Origin of the sequence: Stenotrophomonas sp. GD03794, assembly GCF_029842145.1 — a bacterium.
Classification (GTDB): Bacteria; Pseudomonadota; Gammaproteobacteria; order Xanthomonadales; family Xanthomonadaceae; genus Stenotrophomonas; species Stenotrophomonas riyadhensis.
This window is the reverse complement of the sequence record NZ_JAOCFV010000046.1, coordinates 1-13,140: the sequence shown is the minus strand read 5'-3', so window position 1 is coordinate 13,140 and position 13,140 is coordinate 1. Positions and strand designations below refer to the sequence as shown.

Sequence of the window (13,140 nt, the reverse complement as noted above, 5' to 3'; positions counted from 1 at the left end):
AAGCGAACCGGTGTTACAGGGAGTTACTAAGTTTTCGTTAATTTTAGTACTCGCCAGTTCGCTATTCCACGATTTGTCGGAGAAATGTCGGGGTCGTGGCTGGAACAGTTCGTCGCGCCCAATCGGACAATTATGTCTCACTTGTGGGAAGGGGGCTTGCGAATCAAGCAGTTGTGGCTTCATCCCGCCCATTCATTCGCGTTCCGCTGAACACGACGCACGTCCGGCTTGACCCCGGCGCACGCCCTGCCGACCATAAGCTGTTAACCCGCGACATCGGCGGCCGCCCCCTCCGGCACGTCCCCGTCCCCTGCCGCGTTCCCAACCGGTGCTGGCCGCCAGGCCGTGCATCGCCCCGTTTCCCGTTCCGGCCGCGGCTGGAGGAAAGTGCTTTGATCATCAAAATCGTCATTGCAGCGCTGTTCGTGGCCTGCGTGCTGTACATCCACTTCCGTGGCAAGGTCCGCGCGCGCTGGTCGCGCCAGCTGCTGGACCACTCCAGTTTCATGGCCCCGATCAACGTGGTCATGTACATGTTCTCGAAGGTGCCGACCACGCCGTTCCTGGACCCGGCCAAGGAGTTCCCGCAGCTGGAGCCGCTGCGCCAGAACTGGCAGATGATCCGCGATGAGGCGCTGGCGCTGCGCGATGCGCAGAAGATCGCCGCGTCCAGCACGTTCAACGACGCCGGCTTCAACTCGTTCTTCCGCCGTGGCTGGAAGCGCTTCTACCTGAAGTGGTACGGCCCGTCGCACCCGTCGGCGAAGGCGATGTGCCCCAAGACCACGGCGCTGCTGGAGTCGCTGCCGGACGTGCGCGCGGCGATGTTCGCGCAGCTGCCGTCGGGCAGCGAACTGCGCCCGCACCGCGACCCCTTCGCCGGTTCGCTGCGCCTGCACCTGGGCCTGGCCACGCCCAACAACGACGGCTGCTACATCGAAGTGGACGGCATCAAGAAGAGCTGGCGCGACGGCGAGTGGATGATGTTCGACGAGACCTACATCCACCACGCGCACAACGAGACGCCCGATGACCGCGTGATCCTGTTCTGCGACATCGCCCGCCCGCTGCGCTTCGGCCTGCCGGGGCTGTTCAACCGCGCGGTGGCGGCCACGCTGCTGGCCGGTGGTGCCTCGCCGAACCTGCCGGGTGACCCGACCGGTGGCGTCAACAAGGCCTTTGGCAGCGTCTACAAGGTGCGCTTGAAGGCCAAGGCACTGCGCGAGCGCAGCGTGGTGGCTTACCAGCTGATCAAGTGGGGCCTGGTGGTGGCGGTGATCGCCGGTATCTGGGCGCTTTGATCGTTACATGAGGTTGCCGGCCAGCGGCCGGCACTACCGCAACATGAAAAAACCCGCGCTGTCGCCAGCGCGGGTTTTTGGTTGGATCAGCCCTTCAGTGCCGCCTGTACGAACGGCGGGGTCACCAGCACGCCGGTGTGCAGCGCGGCGGTGTAGTACAGGGTGTTGAAGGTCTTGGCGGCCGAGTCGGCCTGGCGGAAGTCGAAGCTGCTGTCGCCCTTGCGCGCCATGGTCACGCTCCACCAGCCGGTGGGGTAGCACGGCTGCGGGAACGGCAGGGTCTTGAACGAGCCGAAGCCGGCCTTGCCCATCTCGGTGCGCATTTCGTTGATCAGGTCCAGCTGCATCAGCGGCGACTCGGACTGCTGCACCAGGATGCCGTCGTCCTTCAGGGCCTTGAAGCAGCTCTCGTAGAAGGCCTTGTTGAACAGGCCCTCACCCGGGCCGACCGGGTCGGTCGAATCGACGATCACCACGTCCACGCTGCCGGCCGGGCAGTTGGCCATGTAGGCCACGCCGTCGTCGAACAGCAGCTCGGCGCGGGCGTCGTCGTTGGAGTCGCACAGTTCCGGGAAGTGCTTGCGCGCCATCACCGTGACCTGCTCGTCGATATCGCACTGGGTCACGCTCTCCACGCCGGTGTGCTTGAGCACTTCGCGCAGGGTGCCGCAGTCGCCGCCACCGATGATCACCACGCGCTTGGGCGCGGCGTGGGTGAACAGCACCGGGTGGCTGATCATCTCGTGGTAGAAGAAGTTGTCCTTGCTGGTCAGCATGATGGCCCCGTCGATGGTCATCAGGTTGCCCCAGTCGGTGGTCTGGAAGATCTCGATCTTCTGGAACGGCGACTGCACCTCGTCCAGCTTGCCGGTGATGCGGTAGCCGATGGCCGAGCCGGTGCGCTCGAAGTGCTCGATGTACCAGTTGTTGCTGTCAGTCATTTGAAAACAGTCCTGTTCGGAGAGGTGAAGCCGGGCTGGCGGGCGGGGCCGCGTGGCACAGATGCCACATCCGGACGGATCGGCCCGTTCAGGTTGAAACCTGTCACGGGCGCGGGCGCGCATGATAACGAACCTGTGGGCATATAGGCGTTATCATGCCCCCCCTTTTATTGCCAACAAGGCCGACTGAAATGACCGATTGGTCCCTCGACCAAGCCCGCAAGACCTACTCGATCCCGCATTGGGCGGACGGTTACTTCGACGTGGATCAGGCCGGGCACATGGTGGTGAGACCGACCGGGGCGGACGGCCCGGTGGTGTCGCTGCCCAAGGTGGTCGACGCGGCCCGTGCGGCCGGCGCCAAGCTGCCGTTGCTGGTGCGCTTCCCGGATATCCTCGGCCAGCGCCTGGGCAAGCTGCAGGCGGCCTTCGGCCAGGCCCAGCAGGACTGGGAATACAGCGGCGGCTACACCGCCGTGTACCCGATCAAGGTCAACCAGACCCGCGGCGTGGCCGGCACCCTGGCCAGCCACCACGGCGAAGGCTTCGGCCTGGAAGCGGGCAGCAAGCCCGAGCTGATGGCCGTACTGGCGCTGTCGCGCCCGGGTGGCCTGATCGTCTGCAACGGTTACAAGGACCGCGAGTACATCCGCCTGGCCCTGATCGGCCGCAAGCTGGGCCTGCAGACCTTCATCGTCATCGAGAAGCCGTCCGAGCTGAAGCTGGTGCTGGAAGAGTCCAAGGCGCTGGACGTGAAGCCGGGCCTGGGCGTGCGCATGCGCCTGGCCTCGCTGGGCGCCGGCAAGTGGCAGAACAGCGGTGGCGACAAGGCCAAGTTCGGCCTGTCGCCGCGCCAGCTGCTGGACCTGTGGAAGTCGCTGCGTGACACCGAGTACGCCGACTGCCTGAACCTGCTGCACTTCCACATGGGTTCGCAGATCTCCAACGTGCGCGACATCGCCAACGGCATGCGCGAAGCCACCCGCTACTTCGTGGAGCTGTCGCGCCTGGGCGCGAAGATCACCCACGTCGATGTGGGCGGCGGCCTGGGCGTGGATTACGAAGGCACCCGTTCGCGCAGCTTCTGCTCGATCAACTACGGCCTGCATTCCTATGCCAGCAACATCGTGCAGCCGCTGGCCAATGCCTGCGAAGAGTTCGGCCTGACCCCGCCGCGCATCGTCACCGAGTGCGGCCGCGCGATGACCGCGCACCACGCGGTGCTGATCGCCAACGTGTCGGAAGTGGAGGAGGCGCAGGAAGGCCGCGTGCCGGACCAGCACGACGACGAGCCGGCGGCGATCCGCCACCTGCGCGAGATCCACGACGAGCTGGACGTGCGTCCGGCGGTGGAACTGTTCCAGGAAGCACAGCACTTCCACGCCGAAGGCCTGGCCAGCTATGCGCTGGGCCAGATCGACCTGCCGCAGCGTGCGCGCATCGACGATCTGTTCTACGCCATCGCCCATGGCGTGCGTGCGCGCCTGAGCTACGACGAGAAGAGCCATCGCCCGGTGCTGGACGAACTGAACGAGCGCCTGGTCGACAAGTACTTCGTCAACTTCAGCGTGTTCGAATCGATCCCGGACGTGTGGGCGATCGACCAGGTGTTCCCGATCGTGCCGATCGAGCGCCTGGACGAAACCCCGGACCGTCGCGGCATCATCGCCGACATGACCTGCGACTCGGACGGCATGGTGGAAACCTATGTCGAGAACGAGAGCCTGGACAGCTCGCTGCCGCTGCACAAGATGAAGCCGGGCGAGAGCTACCGCATCGGCTTCTTCATGGTCGGCGCCTACCAGGAAATCCTGGGCGACATCCACAACCTGTTCGGCGATACCGACGCGGTGGAAGTGCTGGCCGATGCCGATGGCTATGCCATCACCCAGCAGCGCCGTGGCGACACCACCGACGTGATGCTGGATTACGTGGGTTACCGCCTGGACGAACTGCGCGCCACCTATGCGCAGCGTGTGGCCGAGGCGCAGCTGTCGCCGGAACGTGCGCAGGAGCTTTCGGAGGCGCTGGAAGCCGGCCTGACCGGTTACACCTACCTGTCCGACGAACCGCTGGTGTGAGGTCAACGGGAACGCCGGGCACGGCCCGGCGCTACCGGTCCCGATGAGCGCGCGCGCGATCTTCCACCTGTTCCTGCATGCCGCCGTGCCAGCCCTGCTGGCATGGCTGTTCTGGCGCAAGCGCTTCGCCTCGGCGTGGTTGCTGATGCTGCTGGGTTGGATCATCGATCTGGATCATCTGCTGGCCGATCCGATCTATGCGCCGAACCGCTGCAGCATCGGGTTCCATCCGCTGCACACTGCACCGGCGATTGCGGTCTATGCAGGGCTGTGCGTGCCGAAGAAAACGCGGTTGTTCGGCATCGGTTTGATCATCCACATCGTGCTGGACGCGATTGACTGCTGGTGGATGCATCACCGTTGATGGGACGCGCCGAGCCGAGCATGGGCTCGGCCCCACAGCAGCCCGTTGCCTCATCGTCCGTTGTAGAGCGAACCCACGCTCGGCTGCGCCTGGGTACGCCTCGGCTCCACTCAGTCAGTCGGCGCCAGCGGCAGTTCCAGCCGCGCGCGCAATCCCGGGTTCTCATTCGACAGGCGCAGTGACCCATCGTGGCTGGCCGCGATCTCCGCAGCGATCGCCAGGCCCAATCCACTGCCTTCCACCCGTTCGTCCAGGCGCACGCCGCGCTGCAGGACACTTTCCAGCTTGGTCTTGTCCAGCCCGGGGCCGTCATCGCGCACTTCGATGTGCAGCCGATCGTTCTGGGCCAGGGCACGCAGGCGGACTTCGCTGCGCGCCCACTTGCCGGCGTTGTCCATCAGGTTGCCGAGCATTTCCTCCAGGTCGGTGCTGGCACCGGCAAAGGCCAGGCCCGGCGCAACGTCCATCTGGAAGCGGATGCGACGGCCGGCATGCACACGGGTCATCAGCCGGCACAGTGCTTCGGCAGCCGGGGCCACCTCGCTGCGCTGGCGATGGTCCACGGCCAGACCGGCGGCCAGATAGCGGTCGATGCTGGCGCGCATGCGTGCGCCCTGTTCGTGCAGGGTGCGGCGCCAGTCGCGGCCTTCGCCCTGCGCTTCAGCGGCCAGAACGCTCAGCGGCGTTTTCAGTGCATGTGCCAGGTCTTCGGCGCTGCTGCGCGCGCGCGCGACCATGCGCTGGTGGTGGTCCAGCAACGCATCGAGCTCATCGGCCAGCGGCGCGATTTCCCGGTCCAGCTGGCTGCGGTCGATGCGTTCGGCCTCGCCACGGCGGATGCGTTCCAGCTGCTGGCCCAGCCCACGCAGCGGGCGCAGGCCGAAGTGCACCTGGCTGGCCAGCACCGCCAGCCAGGCCGCAACCAGGATGCCCAGTGCCAACGCACTGCGCTGGCGGAATGCGGCGATGTCGGCATCCAGCGCACTGCGGTCGTTGGCCACCACGGCCACATAGGTCTGCGTGGCGCGGGGCAGGCGCACCTGCTGCACGCGCGCGCGCAGCGATTGCTGCATCGGCCCGCCCAGGTTGCGTTCGACCGGGCCATCGGCGCTGGCGGCCAGGGTCTGGTCCCACAGCGAGCGTGACTGCAGCAGCACCTTGCCCTGGCTGTCGGCGATCTGCCAGTACGCACCGGAAAACACCCGCTGGAAGCGCGCGTCGTTCGGTTCCTGGCGCAGGCGCAGCTGCCCTTCCGGATCCACTTCCGCCTGCGCGAGCAGGGTCAGCATGTCCTGCTGCAGTTCGTGGTCGAGGCGGTCATGCGCGCTGCGCTTGAACAGTTCGCCCAGCAGGACGCTGGCCAGTGCCGAGACCAGCACCAGGCCGATGCCGGCCACCAGCAGCAGCCGCCGGCGCAGCGAAGGTTGCCGCGCGCTCATGCCTCTGCCAGCCGCCAACCCTGGCCGCGCACGGTATGGATCAGCTCAATGCCCAGCTTGCGGCGCAACCGCCCGAGCAGCACGTCCAGCGCGTTCGAATCCGGATCGTAGCCGCCTTCGAAGACCTGCTCGCCGAGGCGGTCGCGGCTGATCACGCTGCCGGTGTGGTGGATGAAGTAACTCAACACGCGGAACTCCTGCGGGCTCAGCGGCAACACCTGCCCATCCAGTTCAAAGCGGCCGGCGTTGACGTCCAGCTGCAGCGGACCGCAGTGCAGGCGTGGGCTGGCGTGGCCGTGGCTGCGGCGGATCAGTGCACGCAGGCGCAGCACCAGTTCGTCGGGCTGGAAGGGTTTGGTGAGGTAATCGTCGGCACCGGCGTCAAAGCCGGCCAGCTTGTCATGCCAGCGCCCGCGCGCGGTCAGTATCAGCACCGGGAAGCTGCGGCCATTGCCGCGCCAGCGCTCGATCACGCTCAATCCATCCAGCCCGGGCAGGCCCAGGTCGACGATGGCCGCCTGCAGATCCTCGATCTGGCCGATCTCCTCGGCCTGGCGGCCGTCGGCGACCACCTCGACCACGTAGCCAGCCTGCTCCAGCAACGGCAGCAGGCGCTGTGCCAGCGCGGCATCGTCTTCAGCCAACAGGATGCGCATCAGTCGTCCAGTTCCGTCTTCAGCAGCTTTCCACTCCGCGCATCATAGTCCAGCTCCACCACCACGCCGTCGCCGCGCAGGATCTCCACTTCGTAGACGCCATCGTCCAGCTCCACTTCCAACAGCTGGCCGGGGTAACGACGGAGCGCGTCGCGCACCACGCCTTCCAGCGGCACATAGCGGCCTTGCTGCACGGCACGGCGTGCGACCTGCTGCGCCGGATCCTGCACGGGCGCGGCGGTCGGGGTGTTGGCCAGGGCCAGCAGCAGGGGCAGGGTCGAGAGCATGCGGGGTGGGCAAAGGGGGGAACAGGCGCGAGTCTGGCCGTGGCGACTAACAGTGGGCTAACAGCCACGGCTAAGGCGCTGTTAACTGGGGCAGGCATCGTGGCGTTGCCGGGATGGTCCGGCCACGAACAGGAGAACCCCCATGTTGAAGTCGCTCACCCTCGCCACCGTTGCCACCCTGGCCCTTGTGCCGGCCGTACAGGCCGCACCGCTGGGCATGGCCCAGGTTGAACAGACCCTGCGCAAGGCCGGCTACACCCAGATCCACGAGATCGAACGCGATGACGGCCTGTGGGAGGCCGACGTGAGCCGCGCCGACGGCCGTTTCAGCGAGGTCTACGTAGACCCGAAGACCGGCGAGATCTTCGACGAGCACAACGGCCGCACGCTGCTGGGGGCCGATCAGGTGCTGGCACGGGCACAGGCGCATGGCCTGCGCGAGATCCATTCACTGGAACGTGATGGCGCGACGTGGTCGCTGGAAGCGCGCAATGCCCGCAACCAGAAGGTGGACGTGCGCCTGAGCGGTTACGACGGTCGCATCCTGCACAGCGAGCGCGATGGCTGGCTGGATTGATGCAGGCTCTGGTAGATGCCGACCTTGGTCGGCACACGGGAGAAAGCGTGTCGACCAAGGTCGACACCTACCAGATCTACACACCGGTAGCGGCCGCCCTTGGTCGGCCCAGGCCCGACGCGGGGCTTACCAGCCAAACGGCGGCGGGTAATCCCAATAGCCCGGGCCGCGGCCGTAGTAGCCGCCGTACGGGCCGAAGAAGCCCGGGCCCTTGCCTTCGCTCACGTGGATGTTGACGTTGACCCCGTGGGTCTTGCCCTCATCGGTGGTGTAGTTCTTGCTGAGGTTGAGCGTGGCGGCGTTGTAGTGGCTGTTGCCGCCGTTCTTGGAGTAGCCGATGCCGGTGGTGAAGCTGCCGGACACCTTGACCTTGTCGTCGGTCACGTCGGCGATCTTGGCGTCGTTGTGTACGCGCGGGCCGCTCTTGTCGCCGTAGTACGTGCCCGGCGGGTCCTGCTGCAGGGCCGGGTCGTTCAGATAGCGCATCGGCGCCTGCGGCAGCGACAGATCCAGGCCGGCCGCCTGCGGCGCGGTGGCGCCCGCAGCAGACTGGGCCAGCACGGTTCCCGGCAGGGTCAGGCACAGCAGCAGGGTCAGGGGGCGGATCATGACGGCGCTCCAGCGGACAGGTGGCCACGCAACACGCGGCGGTACAGGCCGACGCTAGCAGGGACTGCTTGAATGATGCCTGTCGGCGCCGGATTGGGGTAGAGCCAGGCCATGCCTGGCTGCAGGTCACAACCGCCCGAACCCGAACAGCCCCGCCAGCGGATGCTTGCGCCGTTCGATCCGGGCCCGCAGCAGCTGCGCGCCGATCATCGAGTAGGTGATGCCGTTGCCGCCGTAGGCCATGGCGAAGTGCACCCGCGGGCCCCACTGTTCGTGCGGGCCGAAGAACGGCAGGCCGTCGGCGGTTTCGGCGAAGGTGCCGGCCCAGGAGAAGGCGGGTATCGGGTCCAGCCGCGGGAACCAGTGCCGCAGCTGCTTCATCAGCTTGCCGGCCTTGGCCTGCACCCGGCGGTCCCGGCGCGCGGGGATGTCGATGGCGTCATCCAGCCCGCCCACCAGCAGGCGGCGGTCGCCGGTGGCACGCAGGTACAGGTACGGGCGTGCGCTCTCCCACACCATGGTGTGGCGCAGTCGGCCGAGCACGTCCGCATCGATGGGATCGGTGATGAAGGCATAGCTGCTGCGGTTGCGTGCGACCCGCTGCTGCAGCCATGTCTGGTTGGCATAGCCCATCGCCAGCACCACATGGCGGGCGTGGATCGTGGCGCCGCCCTTGGTGACCGCGCTCACGCCGCGCGCGGTGGGTGTCAGCGTGTGCAGCACCGTGCGGTCATGCACATTGCCGCCGCGCCGGCGCACGCGCTGCAGCAACCCATAGGTCAGGCGATAGGGATCGACCCGCGCCGCCTGGCGCGTGAGCAGGGCGCCACCGGCGTCCACGTCGAAGCGCTCCCGCAGTGCCTCCGGGCCCAGCCAGCGGGCATCCAGGCCGATGCTGCGCCGCGCCTCCCCCTCGGCCATCAGGCGCGGCACGTCGCGATGGCGGCTGGCCAGGTACAGGCTGTCCATGCGCTGGAAATCCACGTCCTTCACCCCGCGCGCCACTTCGCCCAGTGCCGGGATTGCCTCCGCGCAGGCCCGGTACGCCAGTGCAGCGGCGTCCTGCCCGTAGCGCTCGGTAAGCTCCAGCAGGTGGGTATCGATCTCGTACTGCAGCAGGGCGGTGCTGGCGGCGGTGCTGCCCCAGCCGATGTCGCGCTGTTCGATCACTGCAACGTCGTGGCCGTGATGGGACAGCTCGTCTGCGATCAGCGCGCCGGTGATGCCGCCGCCGACCACCAGCACGTCACAGCGCAGGTCCTGCTGCAGCGCAGGAAAGGCATGGATCAGGCCGTTGCGTACCGCCCACCACGGGTAGCCACTCTTCAGGTCCATGCGTGGCGCCGCTCAGGCAGTGGGCTGGCCGGTATGCGGCGTCTGGATCAGTTCGGACAGATCGAAGCCCTGCAGGCGGGCCGCCGCCAGATAATGGTCCTGCACGGTCGCGTCCAGGCGCGGCTCGCGCGCCAGCAGCCACAGGTACTTGCGATCCGGGCTGCCGACCAGCGACACGCTGTAGTCCGGAGCGACCTGGATCACCCAGTAATCGCCCTTGGCGAACGGCAGCCAGCGCAGGCCCTTGGGCAGGAAGCTCACCTCCAGGCGCGCGCTGTCGTTGTCGACGGCGCAGGCCTCGCCGGTGGCTTCCTCGACCTCGCCGTCCATGCGGCAGCGGTTGGTGACGCCGACGTTGCCGTTGTCGAGCAGGGTGTAGTGCGCCGACACGTCGGTACAGCCTTCCGGTTCATGGCGCATCGGCAGGCGCGCGATCTCGTACCAGGTGCCCAGGTAGCGGGGCAGCTTGAGGTCGGCAACGGTCTTCAGCGGCGGGTGCTCGGTCATCGGTGGTCGTGGCAGGGGGGGCCTCCACGATGCCGATGGCCTTGCCATGGGCGGGTGAAGCCGGGGCGATGGCCGTGTCCAGAACGTTCCGTCGCCCCGGCGGAGCGCCCGTTGTCACCGGCGTGGCGGTATCCTGCTGCCAGCGCCGTGTTTTCCTGATCCAACCGAGGTGGAGGTGCCGATGTACCAGGTGATCCTGTTGAAGAGTGAATCCGCGTTCGCACGCGAACAGTGGCCGCAGGTCGATGACCTGGTCGACTATGAAGGCGTGGCCTACAGCCTGCGTGCCGGCCCGCGCCAGCCGCTGCCGACCGACCACGACTGGCACCCGGTGGCGGTGTATGCGCCCGATGAGATCACCGAGGAAGAGTTCCAGGACTGGTACGCGCTGCAGCAGCCGGCCGTGGAAGAGCTGCGCCTGAAGTACTGATGCGCGACGCTGGCGGGGGCGCCCATCCGACCTTGACCGGCTCTGCCGTATAGTCGCGCGCAGGCGCGGTGGTCCGCGCGAACCGGTGTGGCTGGCTTGTCTTCTTTCCTGCGATCGATCCGTGCACGGGGCCCTTGGCTGGTCCTGCTGCTGTGCAGCGTCTTCCTGCTGTCCGCGCCGGTGCTGGCACAGGATGAGGACCCCACGCCGAAGCAGCAGCTGGCGGATATCGATGCGAGGCTGAAGGAGGTCGACCGCAAGCGTGGTGATGCCTCGGCCATCGAAACACTGGCCATGCTGTCCGAGGACGCCTCGAAGGCACGGCGTGACGCCGAGGCGCTGGAGAAGGCGCTGCAGCCGCAGCTGGACCGCCTCGACGAGCAGCTGGCGCAGCTGGGCACGCCAGCGGAAGGCACGACCGAGCCGCCGGAACTGGCAGCGCAACGGCGTACCATCAACAAGCAGCGCGACGGCCTGGCCGCGTCCGTAGCGCAGGCCAAGACCAGTGCCGTGCGTGCCCAGCAGCTGGCGACCGACATCGACCAGCAACGCGCGGCGCAACGCACCGAAGAGCTGGGGCAGAAGGTGGCCTCGCCGTTGTCGCCTGCGCTGTGGAGCAAGGTCGCCGAGCGTTTGCCGATCGATATCGCACGCGTTGCGCCGTTGGCCGAGCAGGGGCGTGACACGCTGATCGCCGGCATCCGCGCCAATGGCTGGGGCACGCCGTTGCTGGGCCTGTTGGCCGCGCTGGTGATGATGTTCCCGCTGCGGCTGTGGCTGCGCAGGCTGGGGCGGCGCTTTGCCGCGTCCGAACGCGCGCCCGATGGTCGCCTGCGCCGGTCCGGCCTGGCCATGTGGCTGCTGCTGGTGGGCACGCTGCTGCCTGGCTATGCGGTGGTGGTGCTGATGACGGCGCTGGATGCCATCGATGCGATCGCGCCGCGCCTGCAGGTGGTGGCCGACGGGCTGGAGACCGCAACGTTCCGCGCCGCGTTCATCGCCGCACTCAGCGCCTGCCTGCTGGTGCCCAAGCGCCCGTCGTGGCGGCTGCTGAACCTGGACGACACCGCCGCGCTCAAGCTGCGCAAGTACGCGTGGGGCGCGGCGGCGCTGGCCTGGCTGAGCACGGTGCTGGTCGCCCTCGACCAGGCCACGCGCACCAGCGACGTCACCACGGTGGCGCTGGATGGCCTGATTGCCCTGACCTACCTGGGCCTGATCATGGCCATGCTGGTGACGCTGGCGCGCCTGCATCGGCGGCAGACCGCCGAGGCCGAGGCCAAGCTGGAAGCGCAGGCCGATGGCCTTGGCGTGAATACGCCAGTGCGCCGCAGCAGCTGGCTGGTACTGGCCCGGGTAGCGGGCAACATCGCGGTGGTGGCGGCCATCATTGCCACGTTGCTGGGCTACTTGAACTTCGCCAAGTTCGTGAATCAGCAGCTGATCGGCGGCAGCATCGTGGTGCTGGCCGCGACGTTGCTGTTCAAGTTCGTCGATGACCTGAGCACCTGGATGCTCAACGCCGACAGCAAGGTCGGCCAGACCATCCTGCTCAGTACCGGCCTGAGTGTGTCGCGGCTGGAGCAGGCCGGCGTGCTGCTGTCGGCGGCGCTGCGCACGATTGTCGTGCTGCTTGCCCTGCTGGCGCTGGTGGCGCCGTTCGGCAACATCGGCGCGGTGGTCGAGCGCTTCTCTTCGCTGTTCACCTCGGGATTCGATGTCGGTGGAACGAAGCTGGAACCGGTGCGGATCGTGCTGGCGGTGCTGGTGCTGCTGGCCGGTCTGGCGATCACCCAGCTGGTGCAGCGCTGGCTGACCGACACCTACCTGCCCAAGACCGAGCTGGACCTGGGCGCACGCAACTCGGTCAGTACCGTCGCCCGCTACGTGGGCATCATCATCGCGGTGATCTGGGCGCTGTCGGCCATGGGCCTGCAGCTGAGCAAGCTGGCATTGCTGGTCAGCGCGCTGTCGGTGGGTATTGGTTTTGGCCTGCAGGTGATCACCCAGAACTTCGTCTCCGGCCTGATCCTGCTGGCCGAGCGCCCGGTGAAGATCGGCGACTGGGTGAAGCTGGGCGACCAGGAGGGCGACATCCGCCGCATCAGCCTGCGCTCGACCGAGATCCAGGTGGGCGACAAGTCGACCCTGATCGTGCCCAACTCCGAGCTGGTCACCAAGACCGTGCGCAACATGACGATGGGCAACAACCAGGGCCGCATCCAGATCCAGTTCGCGGTGCCGCCCAGCACCGATGTCGGCAACCTGCGGCAGGCGTTGCTGGATGCGTACACCGCGCACACCAACGTGCTGAAGCAGCCGGCGCCGACGGTCTACATCGACAGCATTGCCGGTGGCCAGATCACCATCAACAGCTTCGCGTACGTAGCCAGCCCGCGGCAGGTGTATGCCACCCGCAGCGATCTGTACTTCAGCCTGCTGCACATCCTGGCCGAGCGGAACATCCCGCTGTCGACCCCGACCGACATCCACATCACCCGCGATCCGCAGGAGTAGGGGGTGTTCTGCAGGGCTACGCCCTGCACCCGCTACGAGCCGGAGCAAAGGCAACAGCAACAGCGTGCATTCCGTGGTTTGGCGGGGTGGGTCCGG

The 13,140-nt window shown here is 67.2% G+C and carries 13 protein-coding genes; 6 read left to right on the top strand and 7 right to left on the bottom strand.

Annotation, left to right across the window (positions count from 1 at the left end; translation table 11 throughout):
• Positions 1 to 395: 395 nt before the first annotated feature.
• On the top strand, positions 396 to 1,301 hold the full coding sequence (locus tag N5D91_RS19115) for an aspartyl/asparaginyl beta-hydroxylase domain-containing protein (RefSeq protein ID WP_024957655.1): 906 nt from the start codon (positions 396 to 398) through the stop codon (positions 1,299 to 1,301).
• An 86-nt stretch (positions 1,302 to 1,387) separates the two neighbouring features.
• Here N5D91_RS19115 and speE read toward each other — a convergent pair whose 3' ends face one another.
• Entirely contained in the window at positions 1,388 to 2,242 is an 855-nt protein-coding gene (gene speE / locus N5D91_RS19110; RefSeq protein ID WP_049400802.1) for a polyamine aminopropyltransferase, read from the bottom strand.
• A 191-nt stretch (positions 2,243 to 2,433) separates the two neighbouring features.
• On the opposite strand from speE, the gene speA reads away from it, so the two are divergent.
• Both speA and N5D91_RS19100 read left to right on the top strand, forming a co-directional pair.
• On the top strand, positions 2,434 to 4,323 hold the full coding sequence (speA, locus tag N5D91_RS19105; RefSeq protein WP_012512349.1) for an arginine decarboxylase: 1,890 nt from the start codon (positions 2,434 to 2,436) through the stop codon (positions 4,321 to 4,323).
• Positions 4,324 to 4,366: 43 nt separating this feature from the next.
• Positions 4,367 to 4,687, top strand: coding sequence for a DUF6122 family protein (locus N5D91_RS19100; protein WP_005411369.1), 321 nt, complete (start codon positions 4,367 to 4,369; stop codon positions 4,685 to 4,687).
• A 110-nt stretch (positions 4,688 to 4,797) separates the two neighbouring features.
• Here N5D91_RS19100 and N5D91_RS19095 read toward each other — a convergent pair whose 3' ends face one another.
• Genes N5D91_RS19095 through N5D91_RS19085 form a run of 3 tightly spaced genes read right to left on the bottom strand, consistent with a single transcriptional unit; the run spans position 4,798 to position 7,069 of the window.
• Positions 4,798 to 6,126 carry an ATP-binding protein gene (locus N5D91_RS19095; protein WP_110713997.1) on the bottom strand — a complete coding sequence of 443 codons (1,329 nt, stop codon included), beginning with the start codon at positions 6,124 to 6,126 and terminating at the stop codon, positions 4,798 to 4,800.
• The gene (locus N5D91_RS19090; RefSeq protein ID WP_153854715.1) at positions 6,123 to 6,782 is read right to left on the bottom strand and encodes a response regulator transcription factor; all 660 of its coding nucleotides are present in this window, start codon (positions 6,780 to 6,782) and stop codon (positions 6,123 to 6,125) included. The genes N5D91_RS19095 and N5D91_RS19090 overlap by 4 nt, the downstream gene beginning before the upstream one ends.
• A complete protein-coding gene (locus N5D91_RS19085) occupies positions 6,782 to 7,069 on the bottom strand; it encodes a PepSY domain-containing protein (protein ID WP_153854714.1) in 288 nt (95 codons plus the stop codon). Before N5D91_RS19085 ends, N5D91_RS19090 begins: the two co-directional genes overlap by 1 nt.
• A gap of 142 nt (positions 7,070 to 7,211) precedes the next feature.
• Here N5D91_RS19085 and N5D91_RS19080 point away from each other — a divergent pair, with 142 nt between their 5' ends.
• Entirely contained in the window at positions 7,212 to 7,646 is a 435-nt protein-coding gene (locus tag N5D91_RS19080; RefSeq protein WP_153854713.1) for a PepSY domain-containing protein, read from the top strand.
• Between the two features lie 126 nt (positions 7,647 to 7,772).
• On the opposite strand, the gene N5D91_RS19075 is transcribed toward N5D91_RS19080, so the two are convergent.
• From N5D91_RS19075 to N5D91_RS19065, 3 genes are all read right to left on the bottom strand, one after another.
• The gene (locus N5D91_RS19075) at positions 7,773 to 8,255 is read right to left on the bottom strand and encodes a hypothetical protein (protein ID WP_180855087.1); all 483 of its coding nucleotides are present in this window, start codon (positions 8,253 to 8,255) and stop codon (positions 7,773 to 7,775) included.
• 126 nt (positions 8,256 to 8,381) lie between these two features.
• Positions 8,382 to 9,590 (bottom strand): FAD-dependent oxidoreductase, encoded by a 1,209-nt coding sequence (locus N5D91_RS19070; RefSeq protein WP_180855085.1) that lies wholly within the window; start codon positions 9,588 to 9,590, stop codon positions 8,382 to 8,384.
• A gap of 12 nt (positions 9,591 to 9,602) precedes the next feature.
• Positions 9,603 to 10,097, bottom strand: a complete 495-nt coding sequence (locus N5D91_RS19065; protein WP_180855083.1) for a lipocalin family protein — start codon at positions 10,095 to 10,097, stop codon at positions 9,603 to 9,605.
• 181 nt (positions 10,098 to 10,278) lie between these two features.
• Between N5D91_RS19065 and N5D91_RS19060 the strand changes: the two genes are divergently transcribed.
• The gene (locus tag N5D91_RS19060; protein ID WP_049422925.1) at positions 10,279 to 10,527 is read left to right on the top strand and encodes a hypothetical protein; all 249 of its coding nucleotides are present in this window, start codon (positions 10,279 to 10,281) and stop codon (positions 10,525 to 10,527) included.
• A gap of 87 nt (positions 10,528 to 10,614) precedes the next feature.
• Positions 10,615 to 13,044 carry a DUF3772 domain-containing protein gene (locus tag N5D91_RS19055; protein ID WP_180855081.1) on the top strand — a complete coding sequence of 810 codons (2,430 nt, stop codon included), beginning with the start codon at positions 10,615 to 10,617 and terminating at the stop codon, positions 13,042 to 13,044.
• Positions 13,045 to 13,140 lie beyond the last annotated feature (96 nt).